Source organism: Changpingibacter yushuensis (assembly GCF_014041995.1).
Taxonomy (GTDB): Bacteria; Actinomycetota; Actinomycetes; order Actinomycetales; family Actinomycetaceae; genus Changpingibacter; species Changpingibacter yushuensis.
Genome location: NZ_CP059492.1, coordinates 67557 through 85771, shown reverse-complemented (window position 1 = coordinate 85771; position 18215 = coordinate 67557). Strand labels below are relative to the sequence as shown.

At 57.4% G+C, this 18215-nt stretch carries 15 protein-coding genes; 6 read left to right on the top strand and 9 right to left on the bottom strand.

Annotated features, from left to right (window positions below; translation table 11 throughout):
• Positions 1 to 50 precede the first annotated feature (50 nt).
• Positions 51 to 875: a Cof-type HAD-IIB family hydrolase gene (locus H2O17_RS00355; protein ID WP_182049842.1), complete on the bottom strand. Its 825-nt coding sequence runs from the start codon at positions 873 to 875 to the stop codon at positions 51 to 53.
• Between the two features lie 226 nt (positions 876 to 1101).
• Between H2O17_RS00355 and H2O17_RS00350 the strand changes: the two genes are divergently transcribed.
• Positions 1102 to 2748 (top strand): hypothetical protein, encoded by a 1647-nt coding sequence (locus H2O17_RS00350; protein WP_182049841.1) that lies wholly within the window; start codon positions 1102 to 1104, stop codon positions 2746 to 2748.
• Positions 2749 to 2759: 11 nt separating this feature from the next.
• Here H2O17_RS00350 and tgt read toward each other — a convergent pair whose 3' ends face one another.
• The 4 genes from tgt to H2O17_RS00330 form a co-directional block, all read right to left on the bottom strand.
• Positions 2760 to 4049, bottom strand: coding sequence for a tRNA guanosine(34) transglycosylase Tgt (tgt, locus tag H2O17_RS00345; protein WP_182049840.1), 1290 nt, complete (start codon positions 4047 to 4049; stop codon positions 2760 to 2762).
• A 101-nt stretch (positions 4050 to 4150) separates the two neighbouring features.
• Positions 4151 to 4864 (bottom strand): queuosine precursor transporter, encoded by a 714-nt coding sequence (locus H2O17_RS00340; RefSeq protein WP_182049839.1) that lies wholly within the window; start codon positions 4862 to 4864, stop codon positions 4151 to 4153.
• A gap of 176 nt (positions 4865 to 5040) precedes the next feature.
• Entirely contained in the window at positions 5041 to 5862 is an 822-nt protein-coding gene (locus H2O17_RS00335) for a DUF4261 domain-containing protein (RefSeq protein WP_182049838.1), read from the bottom strand.
• A 347-nt stretch (positions 5863 to 6209) separates the two neighbouring features.
• The gene (locus H2O17_RS00330) at positions 6210 to 6902 is read right to left on the bottom strand and encodes a CYTH domain-containing protein (RefSeq protein WP_182049837.1); all 693 of its coding nucleotides are present in this window, start codon (positions 6900 to 6902) and stop codon (positions 6210 to 6212) included.
• A 70-nt stretch (positions 6903 to 6972) separates the two neighbouring features.
• Between H2O17_RS00330 and ilvA the strand changes: the two genes are divergently transcribed.
• Positions 6973 to 8226, top strand: a complete 1254-nt coding sequence (gene ilvA, locus H2O17_RS00325) for a threonine ammonia-lyase IlvA (protein ID WP_182049836.1) — start codon at positions 6973 to 6975, stop codon at positions 8224 to 8226.
• A 118-nt stretch (positions 8227 to 8344) separates the two neighbouring features.
• On the top strand, positions 8345 to 8956 hold the full coding sequence (locus tag H2O17_RS00320; protein WP_182049835.1) for a 1-acyl-sn-glycerol-3-phosphate acyltransferase: 612 nt from the start codon (positions 8345 to 8347) through the stop codon (positions 8954 to 8956).
• Here the strand turns inward: H2O17_RS00320 and H2O17_RS00315 are convergent.
• Entirely contained in the window at positions 8953 to 10314 is a 1362-nt protein-coding gene (locus tag H2O17_RS00315) for an alpha/beta fold hydrolase (RefSeq protein ID WP_182049834.1), read from the bottom strand. The genes H2O17_RS00320 and H2O17_RS00315 overlap by 4 nt on opposite strands.
• Before the next feature lie 130 nt (positions 10315 to 10444).
• On the opposite strand from H2O17_RS00315, the gene H2O17_RS00310 reads away from it, so the two are divergent.
• Complete coding sequence (locus tag H2O17_RS00310; RefSeq protein ID WP_182049833.1) at positions 10445 to 11287, top strand: aldo/keto reductase; 843 nt, start codon at positions 10445 to 10447, stop codon at positions 11285 to 11287.
• 127 nt (positions 11288 to 11414) lie between these two features.
• Positions 11415 to 12215: a bifunctional hydroxymethylpyrimidine kinase/phosphomethylpyrimidine kinase gene (thiD, locus tag H2O17_RS00305; RefSeq protein ID WP_182049832.1), complete on the top strand. Its 801-nt coding sequence runs from the start codon at positions 11415 to 11417 to the stop codon at positions 12213 to 12215.
• A gap of 73 nt (positions 12216 to 12288) precedes the next feature.
• Here the strand turns inward: thiD and dnaB are convergent, their stop codons facing one another.
• The gene (gene dnaB / locus H2O17_RS00300; RefSeq protein ID WP_182049831.1) at positions 12289 to 13641 is read right to left on the bottom strand and encodes a replicative DNA helicase; all 1353 of its coding nucleotides are present in this window, start codon (positions 13639 to 13641) and stop codon (positions 12289 to 12291) included.
• Positions 13642 to 14269: 628 nt separating this feature from the next.
• Here dnaB and H2O17_RS00295 point away from each other — a divergent pair.
• The gene (locus H2O17_RS00295; protein WP_182049830.1) at positions 14270 to 15622 is read left to right on the top strand and encodes an MATE family efflux transporter; all 1353 of its coding nucleotides are present in this window, start codon (positions 14270 to 14272) and stop codon (positions 15620 to 15622) included.
• Between the two features lie 485 nt (positions 15623 to 16107).
• Here H2O17_RS00295 and H2O17_RS00290 read toward each other — a convergent pair whose 3' ends face one another.
• Positions 16108 to 17460, bottom strand: a complete 1353-nt coding sequence (locus H2O17_RS00290) for a phosphatase PAP2 family protein (protein WP_182049829.1) — start codon at positions 17458 to 17460, stop codon at positions 16108 to 16110.
• 390 nt (positions 17461 to 17850) lie between these two features.
• Positions 17851 to 18144: a hypothetical protein gene (locus tag H2O17_RS00285; RefSeq protein ID WP_182049828.1), complete on the bottom strand. Its 294-nt coding sequence runs from the start codon at positions 18142 to 18144 to the stop codon at positions 17851 to 17853.
• Positions 18145 to 18215: the final 71 nt, after the last annotated feature.

The window sequence follows — 18215 nt, the reverse complement described above, 5'->3', positions numbered from 1 at the left end:
CACCAACGCTGGCTTCATCCGTCTAGATGTATCTCACAAAGCTGAAAACTCTATGGAATGAGCTTGAGCTTCCTGAATGCGTTGTAGATTCCGTCCTCATCAATTGAGGTGGTAGACCAGTCTGCCGCCGCACGAGCAGCAGGGGTCGCATTCCCCATCGCAACTCCGATTCCAGCGACCGAGAGCATTTCCACATCGTTTGCCGAATCACCCACGGCCACTGTGTCATGAACCGAAACCTTGAGGAAATCAGCCACTTTGGTCAAGCCGATCGCCTTGCTCATGCCCAGAGCGGAAAGCTCTCCTGTCAGACCATCTGGGTTGACGATCGATCCGTCCACGATTGTGTATCGGTTTAAGAAGTGTTCGCGAGCGTCATCAAGAGTGACTCCGCAACTGTGCGGGAGAGTGAAAGTGACCTTTGACGCCGTCGTCGGAATCCCTTCACGCACGTATGGCGCAATCTGCTCCGCGAAGGACGACCAATCTCCCTGGATGCCGCCATCGGCAGATCTCCCAACGAAACGTTCAAGGAAATTCTGCGATGGATTGAGGGATTCGGGAGACTGCCACAGCCAGCCAGCCCCCAGATCATCGAGCCATGAAGAGATCTCAACAATCTCCGGGTGGCTCAGGCGTTCGTCCTGAACCACATGGCCGTCCACTTCCGCGTATGCGCCATTCCCGCCGATGAAGCCAATGAAGCCAACCGAAAGCAACCAAGGGTAGATCTCATGCTTGGATCTGCCTGTGCAGAGAATCAAAGAGTTGCCCGCCGCCTGCGCGGCCGTCAGTGCCCGCCTAGTTGAATCGGGCAGCTGCTGATACTGATCGAGAAGGGTTCCATCAACATCAAGAAAAACGACTTTGCTCACGCAATCCATCCTTTCAGAAATACGCGGGAGTTTCTTGTGAGATCCATTCCTTTGGGGCGCGGGCAAAGGCAGGTGGTGATTTCTGCATGGAGTGGTTTGCAGCCCGAGCACGAATGCACAACCCGTGGTGCGAGAACGGTTTGCGGGTGGGCCAGTAGTACAACAGCAAGCCCGCTTGCATCACAGTTTCTCGGCGCAGTGCCCAAGACTGGGTCACAATAGACCCATGTCATCTTTTATGGAGTGGGCAACTCAAGTCGCATCAGAGCATCCCGACCTTCACGGAGCGTTCATTGATGTGGAAGGGGAATGGCTCGATGTCTTGCTGGCGGACGGGCGGACCGTGCGCTTTCGCCCGTCCCAGATGCTCAATCAGGAAGCACCTGAACCGGCCCGTCGGGAGATGTTGAATCGCCTCATCGCCATTGGTGTCAAGCTAGCCAAGCATTCCAGCACTACGGAGGGCACTCCCGGATCAGGTGTGAACGGCGATGGCAACGGTGGTGGCGATGGCAACGGTGGTGGCGATACCCGCAGTGCCGATGGACCTCAAGAAGGCGCGGCCACAGCTAACGGATCAGGTTCCGACGCACAGAATGCTGGCACTGCCGGAATGGAGGATGGCAATCACGCGGGTACTTCCGACTCTTCGCAATCGCCCGATGAAGCCCTCCCCTTCGATGACCCATCGGATATCGAGGCATCCACATCGCTGAGCGACCAGAGCTTCGGGCCGCAAGTGGCTCGGGGTCCGAACGGAAACCCGTTCGGACCCGCATTCGATGCACTCTTCGGCGCAACCTCTCAGGATGCTGGCCAACGCGAACTCACAGATGGCGAGGAAGCTGCGCAAGATTTCGATGAACTCGACGGCGAGGAATCCTCCGGACTCATCCTTCCGATCGTCCGTGCGGCAGACTATTTCATCTCCTCTCACAACCACGCCGTGGGAGATTCGATGGTCTACATTCCACTCACTGACTTCGTAGGAGTGGGCCTCGCAGATGACAAGCCCGACACCATCGAACCGATTTACTACTCTGATCTAGGCGAACGCGGCCTCACTTCGGAGATCGGCCCACTTTTCGCAGACTCTGTGAACTCCCTGCGGCACCTCAACCTCCAACCCGGGCGTCCCGGCCTAGAGCTGGGCGTCACGGAGATTGGTGGCGCCGAAGTGTTCATCTTCACCGGGCCAGCCAATTACCAAAGTTCATGGTTCGCGGACTTAGACATGACCCAGACGGTCTCAGAATCGCTGGTTGCCGAATACGGTGACAGACTGCCACTGTTCGTACCCGCGAGCCGCACCAGCTTCTTCGTGATCATGGCTGACGATCCGCACCTCGCGGACGTGTTCGCCTCACTGCGCAACCGTGTGGGTGAACAGGATGCCATCTATCCTTTGCCCCACACTGTGGCAGCTGACGGTTGGCAGGAATGGATTCCGCTACCTGATCACCCTGCTGCCGACCTTCTGAGCGAGCTCCGGGTGACCCACCGGGAGCGGATATATGCCGCACAAGCCCTGGCAATGCGGCAATGGCCAGGTGACTTGGGTACCATCAAGGAGTTTGAGACTCGCCATGTCAAGTCCGGTTCCACGGTCTCATCCGCACGCTGGGAGAGCACAGATGGCCATGGCTCCATCCCCTCGACTGACTTCATCAGCTTTGTGCGCCACGGCAGCGGCCTGCCGTGGGACGAAGATCGTGGCGACCTAGTGACAGTTCGGTCTGTGGTGGCCCGCGATGTATGGCCAGAAGGAATCGCCGCATCCGCTGACGTCTGGCCACCTCGATTCGATGTAAAGGGGTTCCCGACTCCCAACCAGATGGACGCGTTGCGCCAAGCCTCCTACCGCGAGATCTGACGACGACGGCGCTACGCCTTACGTCCCCAATTGCCCGCGTAGAAGCGTCCCAAGGTCTCCTCTTTGAAGGCCACATACGTGCCGTTCTCCATCGCCTCCCGGATCCGGTCCACAAGATGAATCGTGAAGTACTCATTGTGAATCGTCGCGAGAGTTGAGGAGATCATCTCCTTCGCCTTGAACGCATGGTGGAGGTATGCGCGTGAGTAGTGCGTGCACGTGTAGCACTGGCAATCAGGCACGAGTGGGCCGAAGTCGCGCTTGAACTGTGCGCGAGTCACGTTGAACCGGCCATCGGGTGAATAGATCGCGGCGTTACGGGCTACTCGGGAAGGATTCACACAGTCAAACGTGTCAGCACCAGCCTCAACTGCCGCAAAGAAATCGTCAGGCTCTGAGATTCCCAACAGATGACGGCCACGATCTTCAGGCAGCTCCTCGGCCACCCATCCCACGATCGTGCCAAGGTTCTCCTTCTCCAGCGCGCCACCAATACCAAAGCCGTCAAACCGCTGACCGTCAATCTCCATGCTCCCCAAATCCTGAGCAGCTTTGCGGCGCAGATCCTCGTATTGGGCACCCTGAATAACTCCAAAGAGTTGCTGATAGGGCTTGTTACGCTGCTCGCTCAGACTCTGATGAGCCTTCAAACACCGCTGCGCCCACAACCGGGTGCGTTCGAGCGCTTCCTCTTGATACCCGCGCGAGTTGAGCAGAGTGGTCAGCTCGTCAAAAGCGAAAATGATGTCCGCACCCAACTCATGCTGAATGCGCATCGAGATCTCTGGAGTGAACCGGTGGACGTCACCGTTGAGGTGCGAACGGAACCACACGCCGTCGTCGTCGACATTAGCGAGCCTCTCCTTGGACGGAGCCACCTCGGTGTCTGCTCTACCGGAACCGGAGAACTCCTCGGAAAGCACCTTCTTGAAGCCAGAACCAAGCGAAAGAACTTGGAAACCGCCAGAATCCGTGTAGGTGGGGCCATCCCAGTTCATGAAAGTTCCCAATCCGCCAGCATCATCCACGATGTCCGAACCCGGCTGAAGGTAAAGGTGGTACGCGTTCGCAAGCACTGCTTGTGCGCCAGCATCCTTCACGAGTTCGGGAAGAACCGCCTTGACAGTTGCTTTGGTTCCCACCGGCACAAATGCAGGTGTTTGGATGTCTCCGTGCGGGGTGTGGATCACGCCGGTGCGCCCAAGCGGCTTTCCAGTTCGTTCACCATGGGCACCGGACTCAAGCTGCGTCTTGAGAGTGAAACCCGTGGTAGTTTCTGCGGGAGCGGGCGAGGTTTCCATGGTGACCTTTCACCTTGAATGGGCAGACGTGGGACGTGAGGAGCGTGCGAAAGCGGATTACGATCACAAGCCGGTGGCGGCCAATGTGATGTGCGCTGAAACTAGATCACGCGATCCGGTTCAGCCAGTTCGAAAGCGGGCGCCGCCTCTGCATATCCCGGTTCAACACGCTTCACAGCTTTGACAACCCTATACGTGATAGGGAGGAAGAGTGCCTCGATCGCCACCTTGTAGATGTAGCCAGTAATCATGAGGTTGAGGATGGTGGAACTGGAGGCCGACCCTACCCATGCGATGAGGCAGAAGAGCACCGTATCCGCTGCCTCGCCTACCACCGTTGAACCAAGTAGCCGCGCCCACAGATGCTTCTCGCCATAGCTTTCCTTGATCTTGACCAGCACATATGAGTTGAGCATCTGCCCGGCCAAGTATCCGATGATAGAGGCAGCAACGAATCGAGGAACCACGCCGAGCACTGCCTCAAACGCCTCTTGGTTCGTGTAATCAGCAGCGGCCGGCGCAATCTGAACCAGCCAGAACGTCAACGACGCGAGGATCTGGATAGCGAAACCCATGATGATTGTGCGGCGAGCGTACGCGAATCCGTACACCTCTGAAAGCACATCGCCAAGAATGTATGTGAGCGGGAAGAGTATCGCGCCGCCGTCAAACACGAGCGAGAGCGGGCCGACCTCCACACCGATGAGCTTGGTAGCGCCAATGTTCGATAGCAAGAGAAACGCCACGAAACAGACTGCGACGATATCCGAGATTCCGCGAGGAGTTGATGCGAAGCGAGCTTTGGCGGCAGACATGATTGACCCGAGTTTCTTAGTTGAGGAACCTTGGCGCTCGAAAGCTACAAGCGCCAATCCGGTGCTGCCACCACACGGATACAACCAAAAAGTATAGCCGAGGTATTGCAGACCTCAACGTGAGCTTCACTGCCACGGCATATGCGCTTCCTCATCGGAGAGGCAGTGCGGCAGTCCTAGTACTGAATGCGCAGCACGGCAGAACCGTCCGTAGGGCTTGTGCCCTGCGTGATCTGGAGTTCCTCACCATCGCGATACCCAATGGTCTGGCCTGGCATGAGGAAGGCGTCCGAACTCACGATGTAATCGGAGATATTGGCCAGCAAAGAGTACATCTCTTCATCGCTGCGAACCGACTCCACTACCTCTAAGTCCAAGTGCCCAAAAAGCGGAAGGCCCAATGTGCGGCCGTTTGCTAGGTCTGGCCGGAAGGTCCGAACAGCCACCCACAGCGGCAGCGGCGCTTGGCCCTGAGTCAAAGAGTTGGCCAGTTCGATGATCATCTCTGGAGGCTGAACCACTCCCAGTTCCTGGCGGTACACCCCCACGGCAGCGGGCTCACGAAGCAGCACATCGAGGAGTTCTGTAAGTACTACGTGAGCAGTGAGCATCCTCTTGCGGCGCTGCGAAGGAAGATCGTCAACCTCGCCTATCTCTCCATTACCGGCCTGATCCCCAAGAGGAGCGAAGCAGGTAATGGCCACATAGAACGAATGGTCCGGGAGATTTCCGCGTTCCACCTGAAGTTTCTCCGGTACTGGAGTCAACATGACCAAGATGCCTTCAAGCGTGAACCGGTAGATCCTTCCAGCCGAAGAACCTGCCCCTAGTTGTCCTGCGGGCACAGATTCCCAGACTGGTTCCACGCTTTCATTCCAGATCGTGTTGATCCGGGCCACTGCGGCTTCCAAGTCAATTGGTGCTTGGTAGAGCACCGCAGCAGAGAGGAACTCTGGAGCTAGGGGATGGATTGCGGAGACGGGCAACTGCTCGCTCATCAGGCTCCTCACGTAAAAAACTGGGCGGTGCGAGACGACAGCAGCATTCTCGCACCACCCAGCAATTTGGCAAGGGATTCGTTGATTCCCTCCCGCTCACCTCAGTTGGGACGAAACACACTTACCAGTGCGCACATCACTATGGAAGGCGCAAGATTTCAGTTGTAACTGCTGACGTGGTGACTCATGATGGCTCATCATATTACGTCAGATTCAGTTGTAGTAATTCTAAAGTGTGGACGGAAGCCCTGCCAAGCCCTAGAACTGCTATGGCTACCCATATACACTATGTGCATTGACGGACCCACACTACCAGTATTGGCGCGCAAAGATGCGGAACGTGAGCATCAAGACTCATCGCGACCCGTCAGATTGAGAAAGTGCGGACCGCGCGCTTCGAGTTCTGCAGAGAAAACCGCTCGCCACTGGCACCACGGCTCCTTTGACAGATAATCATTTGAAAACCGGAGATCTTCAGTGACTTCAGTCACGCAGAACGTAGGGATCTTGAGATCCACTACAGGGCCGAGCCGTTCGCATTCCGCGACCACCAACCCAGAGTTTTGACCTCCAAACACGTCAAATTCCCATCCATCTTCGTCATACCAAAGAGAATGCCGGTTCTTCAGGATGATGTTGGGAGATCGGCGCAGGATCTGGGAAGCAACGTCAATGTCGATCTGGTTCTCCGTCTCATAGCGCTCACCAGCGATAGCAGGAGACTTGACCGCAATGGTTGCCGTAACTGCGTGACTTTGGCGGTCAGGTTCATACACTCCTGCGTCCCTGAGAAGCTTGTGAAGCTGGCGCCGCTCGTATGCACCAAGAAAGTCCACTGCCTCATCAAATGGCGGGAACTCGATCGAAGTCTCAGGAAAGGTCAGCCGCACCCTGACGGCATAGCCCTCCTCAGCAAAGAGGTAGGCCTGTGCAATTACCTGATGAGAGCCGTGGGTCAGAACGTCCCTCGGCAGCTCCTTCACGAGGAACTTCCGTTCAAACTCGAAATGTAGGTCCTCGGAGTCAAAGTGCTCGCCCATACCCCAACGATACGGAACATCAAGCGGACAACGGTGGAGACTCCCCTACCAACACGGCACACTTGTTGCTATGGCAAGCGAACTACCCAGTGGAGTCGACGTGGTCGTCGCCGCTCAAACCTTAGGCAACACGGTCCGTCACACTCCCCTCGACCTCTCACTGCGCCTTTCGGGGATTCGGCGCCAGCCTGTGCTCCTCAAGCGTGAGGATATCCAAGTGGGCCGTTCCTACAAAGTGCGCGGCGCCTACAACTTCATCTCCTCACTTTCACAAGAGGAACGCGAAAGCGGAATTGTGTGCGCCTCAGCCGGGAATCATGCCCAGGGTGTCGCATTCGCCTGCCGCCAGCTGAAGATTCACGGCAAGGTGTTCCTACCCAGTACCACCCCACGCCAGAAGCGCTCCCGAATCCGCGATATTGGCGGGCGTTGGATTGAACAAGTCATCGGCGGAGCCACCTTTGACGAAGCTTCGGCGGCAGCACAGGAATACAGTCGCGATCATGGCGCAACCTACGTCCATCCCTTTGACGACCCTCGCACCATCGCTGGTCAAGGAACCGTAGTCAAGGAGATATTCGAGCAGGCATCCGAAATACCCGCAACAGTTGTGGTGCCGGTCGGCGGCGGCGGATTGCTTGCAGGAACTGCGATCTGGCTCCGCACGTTCCACCCCGAAGTCCATATCGTTGGGGTGGAACCGGAGGGAGCGCGCTCAATGGCGGCCGCACTCGAAGCCGGCGGCCCAGTCACTCTTCCCGAAATCGATGCTTTTGCCGATGGCACTGCTGTGGCACGCGTGGGCGACATCACCTATCGCATTGCCCGCGACCTTGTGGATGAGATCATTTCCGTCCCCGAGGGTGCCATCTGCACGGAGATGCTCGACCTCTACCAAGTGGAAGGCATTATCGCCGAACCCGCTGGCGCCCTGGCCACCGCCGCAGTTGCCCGCTTCCTCCCTGACCTTCCAGACGGGCCTATCGCATGCATAGTTTCCGGTGGAAACAACGACGTTTCGCGGTACGACGACGTCGTCGAACGCTCGCTTGTGTATGAAGGACTGCGCCATTACTTCCTCGTCACGTTCCCGCAAGAACCCGGCGCTCTGCGGCACTTCCTTGACGATGTTCTAGGTGAGGGTGACGATATCGTTCTATTCGAATACACGAAGAAGAACAATCGTGAGACCGGTCCAGCACTCGTGGGAATCGAAATCGATGATCCGGCCAACCTGCCCGGGCTGCTAGACCGGATGGAGGCGTCGCGCCTTCACATCGAGAAGCTCGAGCCGAACTCACCCGCCTTCTCATTCCTACTCTGAGGTAACCTTGCGAAGGGTTTTCCGTCCTGCTACGGAAGACCCTTGCTAGTAGAGACCGTGCGGTCCCGGCGTGATTCGCCTCCAGTTTCCGCACAGAAGCCGACGAATCGAGTCCAGCGTGAATATCAAGCAGGCAATCGCCTCGACATACATGAAGTTCTCCAAATGGACTTTTGTCCATGAGGAGCTTCCACCGAAGGTCGTCGCAATCGGTGCACCACACACGTCCTACTGGGATGGCTGGTTGATGCTGATGGCCTTCTGGAAGGTGGGGCGACCCTTCAAATTCCTGGTCAAGGACTCAGCCATCAAGGCGCCTGTCATTGGGCCAATCATCCGGGCGGTAGGCGGAATCTCAACGGATCGCTCCGCCCACCACGGAATGGTTGGTTCCCTCGTGAACTCTGCCCGCCAGAATGAGAGTTTCACTCTTATCATTGCGCCGAAGGGTACGCGCTCACCTCGGCGCTACTGGAAGTCAGGCTTCTATCGCATTGCGTTAGAGACGGGCATGCCCATCCAGCTCGGCTTCATCGACTCCACGACAAAGACCTACGGCTGGGCCGGCACCATGGAGATCACTGGTGACATCGAGGCAGACATGGAGAAGATCCGTGCCTTTTATGACGGCAAGCTTGGGTTCCATTCCGAGAAGACCAGTGTTGCTCGGCTTCGCGCTGAAGACGACGCCGAAGTGCGCGCATGGCTACTCGGAGACCACGAGAACTAACTCCGAACGGCCTTGATGAGCCGCTCGATCATCTGAGGTCCGCCAGTGCGCAGGCCATCATGGTGGTAATCGTTAGTGATGAGTGGCTTCAAGCCACGAATCTCGTGAGCCGTTGCCAGCGAGATCTCGTAGGGAACGAACATGTCATCCACGTATATCCACGCTGCGGTGGGGACGGTATTCTCCGCGAGCGCGGCCTGTGGATACAACTCCGGCCACTGCGTGTGGAACGCAAGCTTCTCAGCGGCCTCCGCCATGGGTGCGAGCGCTGGATCGCTGGCCACCTGCCAGGGGTAGATCGTCTCACCAGTGAACCGGAAACCACCTTCTTCTCGGCGCAAGTCCAGTTCGCCACTGCCACCGGCAGCCAGCTCTGGGAGCCTAAACTCTGGGTACTCACCCCGCATGCGCTGTGCAGCCCACGCTGTTGGGCCAGAAGACCGCTGGCCATAGATGGCCTCGTGAATCACGCCGTATAGCGGATTGTGTGCATATGAGAGTTGTTCACATACCCGCGCGAGGAACTGCGGGCGCAGGCGGCGCTGACCGCCGCATTGCCACACTGGGTTCTCAAGCAGGAAATGTAGGAGCTCCAGCCCGTAGGAATATCCCAGAACGATCCCAAGTTGCCGGAACCGGGCGGGAGTGAGACGTTCGCCGTTTGGCATGGTCTCTTCCACGTCAGCCAGATGTGTGGCGATGAACCACGCCGTCGCTTCATCTTCTGGATAGCGGGCGAAGAACTCCTTGTTGCGCGTGGCGGTGGACTTGTATGTGCGGCGATAGACCTCGTCTGCCGGAAGATGCGTGGAGGGAAGGCCCGCGGTGATAAATGCTTCCGAAAGGCCCTTGGGGCTCTGCGCTAGGTATGCCGTGACGGTGAAGCCGCCGAAGCTCTGCCCCAGCGTGGCCCACGGGAGGTCTCCTTGAAGAGCTTCACGCAATGCCTCGGCGTCGCGAACAATGGAATCTTGCCGGAAACACGAAAGGTAGGCGGCCTGAACGTCTGGGTCGCCAGCAGCCGTGACAGCCAACGCCTCAAGTGGATGTGAGTTCCCAGTTCCGCGTTCGTCAATGAGCACCACACGGAAGTGGTCCAGCGCCGTTTCCAGCCATGAACCGATCGGCGCCATACGCGGGCCCGCTGAACCCGGACCACCTTGAAAGAACACCAGACGCGGGTCAGAATCATGCCCGTCACGAACGTACTCGCGAGCAAACACTTCTATCGTGCTGGGAACGTTGCGTGTTGCCCCATCATGTGGGAGAAGCCCCATCGCTCCGAAGTAATCCAAGGGCACCGTAATCCAGTGTTCGAGCATCTTGTGGCCATCAATGCGGTACGCGGTTGTCTCCATGCCTTCAAGGCTACCCACGGCCCACGCCGCCTCAATCTCCACAGGAGGTGAACCACCTCACCTGTTGGCGATCTTCAGCAGATTGGACGGGAAAGTGCCGCAGGTCCCATTCAGCGGCAATAATGGGGGCATGAGTATCCAACAATTGCCCCTGAACAGCGGGAAACACATACCTCAGCTCGGGCTAGGCACGTACAAGATGTCAGAGGCGGATACCCTTCGGTCGGTCGGATATGCACTCGAACTGGGATACCGCCACATTGATACCGCGCAGATGTATGGAAACGAAGCCGCCGTAGGCAGAGCCATTGCTGAGTCCGGGATCGCCCGCGAAGATATCTTCTTAACGTCGAAGCTTGATAACCCCAACCATCGGCCCGAAGATGCGCGGCGAACCTTCACCCAGTCTCTTGAGGACCTGCAGACCGATTACGTGGACCTATTCCTCATTCACTGGCCTTTGCCCGACAAGTATGGTGGCGACTTCATCAGTACGTGGAAAGTTCTGGAGGAGTTCGCCGCAGATGGACGATCAAAGTCAATCGGGGTCTCCAACTTCCAGCAGCACCATCTTGAAGAACTCATTGAAGCGACTGAGACAGTCCCAGCTGTGGATCAGATCGAGTTGCATCCCTACTTCCAGAATGTGGGAGTTGCGGAATTCTGCCGCGAGAACAACATCTGCATCGAGGCATGGGCGCCGTTAGTTCGCGGAATCATTGTTGCTGAGCCAACGGTCGCCGCGATTGCCGAGAAGCATGGCTGCACTCCCGCGCAAGCGGTTCTGGCATGGCACCTAGCCAAGGGTCACGTCATCTTCCCGAAGTCCGTGACGGAATCGCGGATTCGGGAGAACTTCGCGGCACAGGAGGTTGAACTGACGGTTTCTGACGTTGAGCTGCTCAACGAATTGGACCGAGGAGAAGCCGGCCGCACTGGTTACAACCCTGACACGATGACACGGTCCATCTAGCCGTACCGCGGTGGCCCATAAAGCTCTTCATCACGCGGATGTCCACAGTGTCGCACGAGCTAGGCAGGGTCTGTCATTCAGGCTTAGCATGTGCTTCATAGCCAATATGGCGGAAAAGAGGATTTCAATGGTCAACTTTGCGTACACCATCGCCGGATCGGAAGCTACAGGCGGAGCCGGATTTCAGGTCGATCTCAAGACCTTCCAGCAGCTCGGCGTCTACGGGATGGGCACGCTGACCTGTATCGTCTCGTTTGACCCAAACAACGGCTGGGCACACCGGTTTGTACCGGTAGACCCCACAGTTATCCACGATCAGATGGAAGCCACACTCACTGCTCAGGATATAGACACAGTGAAGATTGGCATGCTGGGGCACCCAGCAACAATCGATGCCGTGGCCGCGGGCTTAGCTAGGCAGTCTTGGGCCAACATCGTTCTTGATCCAGTTCTCATTTGTAAGGGACAAGAGCCAGGGGCTGCACTCGATACAGACACCGCCCTGCGGGAGAAGATCTTGCCACTGGCCACAGTTGCCACTCCGAACTACTTCGAAGCATGCACCTTGGCTGGTATGGAGAAGCTTGAAACCGTGGAGGATCTCGCGGAAGCCGGTCGCAGGATTGCCGAACAGGGACCCTCCTATGTAATCGTCAAGGGTGGAATCGACTTCCCAGGGCCGGATGCCGTGGACGTCCTTTGGGACGGCACGGAAGCCACCGCGTATTCGGTTCCCAAGATAGGCGAGGAGCGCGTTTCTGGAGCCGGCTGCACGCTCGCAGCAGCTATCACCGCTGAGCTGGCCAAGGGTGCAGATATCCATGATGCCGTTCGCGTGGCAAAGGAAATGGTTACAGCAGGCATTGCAGCTCGTGTTGGTGCACACACTCCATTCTCAACTGTATGGCAAGGTGCTTACACCGCCTGAGTGGCGGCTGGCAGGGGCAAATCGAACGCGTGTGGGCGAGGATTCCTCGCCCACACGCGTTCCTGCAAACAGTCTATTGAGCTACCTCAGCAAACCTTGCGAAGTGGCCTTGGAATGCGAGTTCCACCTTGCCGGTGGGCCCAGACCGCTGCTTTCCGATGATGATTTCGGCCATTCCAGGGCGTTCTGATTCCTGCCCGTTGACATCGTCGCGATGGATGAGGAGCACCACGTCGGCATCCTGCTCCAACGATCCAGATTCGCGCAAGTCAGCCACCTGTGGGCGCTTGTCATTGCGCTTCTCTGGGTCACGATTGAGCTGCGCTACCGCCACGATGGGCAGATCCAGTTCCTTCGCCAAGAGTTTAATGGAGCGCGAGAAATCTGAGACCTCTTGCTGGCGCGACTCGATCTTCTTTCCTGATGTCAGAAGCTGCAAGTAGTCGATCACAATGAGCTGGATATTATGCTGCTGCTTCATGCGCCGGCTCTTGGCCCTAATCTCACCAAGAGTCAGGTTTGGCGAATCGTCCACGATCAAGGGTGCGCTAGATACCTTGTCCAGCGTGAGTGCGATTCGCTGCCAATCATCCGAAGTGAGTTCTCCCTTGATCATTCGGTCAAGAAACACCCTCGATTCGGCTGCCAAAAGCCTCATGGACAGTTCCGTCCGGCTCATCTCTAGGGAGAAGTAGGCACAGGGAATATCATTGTGCACCGCCGCGGAGCGGCAGAAGTCCATTGCGAGCGTCGACTTTCCCATGCCTGGACGCGCTGCCACGATCACCATTTGACCCGGACGCAGCCCGTTGAGCTTCGAATCGAGCTCAGAGAAGCCTGTTGATACTCCCTGCAGGCCACCATCGCGATTCGCGTTCGCCTCAAGCTCGCTGTAGAGATCAGGAACGATCTCACTGAGTGTTGTGTACTCACTTGCATGGCGCTTCTCAGTAATTGCCAGTACTTCTGACTGAGCTGTGTTCACTAATCCAGCTACATCAGCGCCATCGGTTGTGTATCCGAGCTGGACAATCCGAGTACCAACCTCTACGAGCGCGCGTAATTCGGCTTGTTCGCGGACGATATCCGCGTAATAGGCCGCATTTGCCGCAGTTGGAACGCTGGCAACTAACGTGTGAATGTAGGGCAGGCCGCCGATCCGTTCGAGTTCACCGATCCTCTTTAGCTCCGCACCCACAGTAATGGCATCGGCTGGTTCACCTTTGCCGAACAGTTCGAGGATGATTGTGTAGATCGTTCCATGTGCAGGGCGGTAGAAATCGGAAACCTGCAGAATCTCGATGACGTCCGCAATGGCATCCTTTGACAAGAGCATGCCACCGAGCACTGACATCTCCGCGTCAATGTTCTGGGGTGGAGTCCGCTCGAAGGAAGACCCGCCGAGTCCGTCACTTACTGCCGTCATACATCCACCTCTTAGTTCTGCTCATCGGGACGATTCCGTGGTGCGGCCCGCTGCCACATGCGAGGTGCCCTCGCGTGCCGTTCAGCCCTCCAGCATAGTGCCACCGTGCCACGGCGGCGGGGAAAGTGAGAATGCCTGTACAACCTCGGTTCCCAAGCACAATCGAATGCCGATATGCAAGTTGTTCAAACATTCGTTCTGTGAATACACGCCGAAGATGATGTGGATATAACTCGCGTTTCCTGTGGGGAATTGGTGGTACTTATCCACACATTCTCCTAGAGATGTGCACAATTGGGGATAACTTGGATCAGATTGGCGTCATTTCGTCCCCAGCGTTATCCACATCGGTGGATATCTCCATTCATCATTTCCATCCACAATTGCTCAAATGTGACTCGCAATACCTCAACCCCAACACGAAGTGTTGTGATGTGGACGACATGGAGGACACTCGTCAAGCCCCGGAAGTCACCAATTGTGCTCGCTCCTAACCATTAATCGGACAGATCAATTCCATTTTTCGAGACGGCTTCTGATCGAACCGCGTACCCGCATCACAGTGACAAGTTATTCACAGGCTCGCAGGCACTTCGGCCGCAGCGAGATCACCAACTAGGCTGGACTGGTGGCAGACCAAGACCAGTTCACCGAACCCAACGGATCACCCGGAGCAATCGATCGTGAGATACGCAGGCTCGCTCTGCCCGCACTCGGCTCTCTACTCGCCGAACCGCTGCTCATAGCCGTGGATTCAGCCATGGTTGGACACCTTGGGACCACCCCGCTGGCGGGCTTATCTCTGGCATCAACTATCCTCACCACAGTGGTTGGATTGTGTATCTTCCTGACCTACGCCACCACTGCTGCCACCGCTCGCCTCCACGGAGCCGGGCACACAGACCGCGCAATCCGCCAGGGAGTGGATGGAATATGGTTGGCCGCAGTACTGGGCCTCGTTCTCGGAGTAATCCTCTTCATCTTCGCGAGTCCGCTACTCCAACTCTTCAACCCAGAACCCCAGGTGCTCGAGCAAGCGATCCACTACCTGCGGGCCTCCGCTTTTGGCCTTCCTGGAATGCTGCTCGTGCTAGCGGCCACCGGCGCAATTCGCGGATTAGGAAACACCACCACTCCGTTGTATGCCACCACAGCCGGAGCCCTCCTTAACATTCCGCTCAACTACTCCCTGATCTACATCGCCCACTTCGGTATCGCAGGCGCCGGTGCCGGAACCGCTATCGCCCAGACCTTCATGGGCGCGTGGCTCTGCGCCGTCGTCGTCAAGAAGGCTCGGGAACACAACACGTCACTACTTCCATCTGGCGCTGGAGTACTCACCTCCGTCAAGGACGCCGGTCCACTCATCGTTCGGACAATATCGCTGCGTCTGGCGATCCTCCTCCAGATCTCTGTTGCCACAAGCATGGGCACCGTCGCCCTAGCCTCAAACCAAATCACAATGAGCTTCTGGAACTTTGCAGCATTCGGGCTGGACGCCTTGGCTACCTCGGCTCAAATCCTGGTGGGCCAGGGTTTGGGTTCAGGCAAGAAAGCCCGCGTGCGCGCCGTGCTCAACAGGTGCCTCAACCGAGGTGTTTACTACGGAACGTGGCTTGGCGTGGCCATGTTTGCTCTCAGTTGGATACTGCCCATTCTTATGACCAGCGATCCGGACGTTCACGCACTCGCCACCCACACCATGTGGGTTACAGCCCTCGCAATGCCGATAGCCTCAGTGGCGTACATGCTGGACGGAGTGCTCATCGGAGCGGGCGATACGCGGAGGCTGGCAATCTATATGGTGGTGGCATTGGCGGGATTTGCTCCTGTCGCCCTCATCATCCAAGTCCTTGCCACCGGTGCCACGGGCCAGATCTTGCTGTGGGCTGCGTACGCACTTATCTTCATGAGCCTACGTGGAGTCACCATGTTCTTCAGGGTGCGCGGCGAGGAGTGGATGAAGCTTGGTCTGAAGTGACCTGCACCCGTGCCATGGTCAGCTTGACCCGTGCCCGACGGAGTTAAGGCCGTACCCAAGCCAACTAGACCCGTGCCCGACTGAGTTAAGGCCGTACCCAAACGCGCTGCACCAATAACTCAACGTCAGACGGGCGGCGATCCACACATCGCCGCCCGTCTCCATCTGAATTCTCAATGGACGTTCCCGGGAAAGGAATACCGAGAAGTCCATGTGGAGCGCTGCTGTCACTACCAGATGGGATATTTAGTTGGGTAACCACTCAACAACCACACCACGAATGGTTGTTGGCGTCCGGGTAGCTCCACCAGCGACTCTGGCTCCCACACACATTCAGGAGAATCAATTCCACAGAACCAAAGCGGCCGGTTTTACTGCCGACACCATTATGAAACCAACCCAGCCTCAAGAAGTCATGGGACTAAGCTGGGAATAGTCTGGAATCTGGATTCCCTTGTAGTTGCCTTTTTGGCACAGGTCCATACTTACGGCTTGCGACGCCGCCGCACACTCACAAGCACCACAGCGCCGATAGCGCCAAATCCCACGAGCACAGTCCACAAAGCGGGCTGATCAAAGAAGGCGCCAATGCTCCACCCATTCGCATCCGGCTCCGGATTCTGGGTGGGGTCACCAATCTCGATCTCCAACTCGTGGCGTGACACCGTAACCGAACCGTCGGCGTTCACTTGCGGAAGCGACGCCATAGCAGCGGCAAGGTCCAGACGCGTCCATCCCACATCTCCCCCGCGGGCCAGCTTGCCGGAAAGATCCAAAGGATAACCGGACTTTAGCGCGGTTTGCTCAAGAATAGCTCTGCGTTGAGAAGCACTGAGGTCTGGGAATGCCGTAAGTATGAGATTCTCGGCTCCGGGAGGAACAGTGACAGTCACTGTGGTGTCACCCGTGGCGGGCAAACCATAGGTCAGCGCGAAACGGCTGGCAGCCACCGCTTGGTCAGTGCTCGCGTTGCGACCCGAATCCACCTGACTTGTGAGGCAGGACGCCAAGTCCGCATTGCCCAGTTCGGCCTCACAGTACTGCGCTAGATAGCTGCGCAGTTCATCGCGGGCAGCATACAGGCTCACACGGAAGTCCTCATCACTCCACCTGGCAGCTACCGTGCGAGTCGCGAGCGCCCGTGCACCAATCACATCGATCGGTGAACTCACGCCCAGAACGATCTGGCTTTCTGCCACATCAGCTCCGCTAGCAATGATCTGCGGCCCAACTTCAGGAAGCATCGTGGCAAGCACAAGCGCTTCCTCATATGCAAGAAACGCGCCGTGGCTTATGAAGCTGAACTCTGCCTGCTCCCCATCGCCCAGCGCATTGAGCTGTTCCGCATGTGTGGTCAGAGGACTCGCGATCTGGTACGTTTCCGCCACCTTGCCCAGCGAATCCCAAGCAGGTGTGACACCCTCACCGTCTCCGAGGTTCACCTGAGCGATAAGCCCAGTGGTCAGCGGCAACGAGCCCCCTTCAGATCCCCGTTGGTAGTACCCCGCGAGGTCTTTTCCAAGTCCGTTGACCACATACACCGATTCCGACGACGACGCCTTCGCATCCGCAAGCGCCTGACTGATCCGCGTATCACTGGCGTACGTGTTAGCACGGATGACGTAATCCATACTTGCGGCGAGAACGTCGTCGTCGAGCATCTCAACGCCTTTGAACATGGGGACAACGTCAGGATCCACATCAGATTCGTAGACGATTGCGGGCGCGGGATCTTCAGAAGGGGAAGGTGAAGGTGAAGCGGTTGTGGCTAGCGCCGATGGGGTCAAGCCCAAAAACAGCGCAAGGAAGCCAGCAGCCACGTGAGTGCGTGCACGCACGGTTTTCACCACCTTCGGACATGAGCGGTCACAAATCTACTCCGAGACTACCGGCACAGCAGCAGGAAAACCGAAATAAGCACACCTATGAGAACAGGGTCAATGTGCCCGCTACGAAGGCCGAATCGTCCACGCACCCTCATTGACAATCGTCCACGCACCCTCATTGACAACTGTGCGGGCGGCAACCCCACGAAAGTCGCCGCCCGCCGGATTCCTCTGTATCTGAAGGTCGCTCTCTCACAACGGGGAAACACGTTGTGCACACATCTGAGAGCTTTCGCGCCATGCGCGGGCCAGAGGAATCTTTATTCAGTTGTCTGGGACACTTGTCCGAATGTGCCCCGTGGTAGGGAGGAGTCACGCTCTCCGGTCACCTACCGACAAGAACTAGATAACACCACTTTCCCAAAAAGACGGTGTGTGGATACTGGGAAATCGTAGGGAATTGTGGACCGGGCTGTCCGCCATGCCCGGTTCGTCTGCCATGCCCGGTTCGTCTGCCATGCCCGGTTCGTCTGCCATGCCCGGTTGGTCCGCCATGCCCGGTTCGTCTGCCATGCCCGGTTCGTCTGCCATGCCCGGTTGGTGCGCATTGCCTGAGCGGTCCGCCATGCCCCACCGGTCGGAAGAGGGCTCACGTGGGCCCTTGCCACCAACGCCCCCAAATGCGCTTAACGCCACCACAGATCCCTCTATAGCATGCTGCATTCTCTGGCGGTATAGGCCATAATGAAGTGACTGGGCGGCGGGGC

Bases quoted from the DNA above. Each gene is read 5' to 3' on its own strand.
- H2O17_RS00350 (WP_182049841.1), top strand. From the start codon at position 1,102: ATGTCATCTTTTATGGAGTGGGCAACTCAAGTCGCATCAGAGCATCCC.
- tgt (WP_182049840.1), bottom strand. From the start codon at position 4,049: ATGGAAACCTCGCCCGCTCCCGCAGAAACTACCACGGGTTTCACTCTC.
- H2O17_RS00340 (WP_182049839.1), bottom strand. From the start codon at position 4,864: ATGTCTGCCGCCAAAGCTCGCTTCGCATCAACTCCTCGCGGAATCTCG.
- H2O17_RS00335 (WP_182049838.1), bottom strand. From the start codon at position 5,862: ATGAGCGAGCAGTTGCCCGTCTCCGCAATCCATCCCCTAGCTCCAGAG.
- H2O17_RS00330 (WP_182049837.1), bottom strand. From the start codon at position 6,902: ATGGGCGAGCACTTTGACTCCGAGGACCTACATTTCGAGTTTGAACGG.
- ilvA (WP_182049836.1), top strand. From the start codon at position 6,973: ATGGCAAGCGAACTACCCAGTGGAGTCGACGTGGTCGTCGCCGCTCAA.
- H2O17_RS00315 (WP_182049834.1), bottom strand. From the start codon at position 10,314: ATGGAGACAACCGCGTACCGCATTGATGGCCACAAGATGCTCGAACAC.
- H2O17_RS00310 (WP_182049833.1), top strand. From the start codon at position 10,445: ATGAGTATCCAACAATTGCCCCTGAACAGCGGGAAACACATACCTCAG.
- thiD (WP_182049832.1), top strand. From the start codon at position 11,415: ATGGTCAACTTTGCGTACACCATCGCCGGATCGGAAGCTACAGGCGGA.
- dnaB (WP_182049831.1), bottom strand. From the start codon at position 13,641: ATGACGGCAGTAAGTGACGGACTCGGCGGGTCTTCCTTCGAGCGGACT.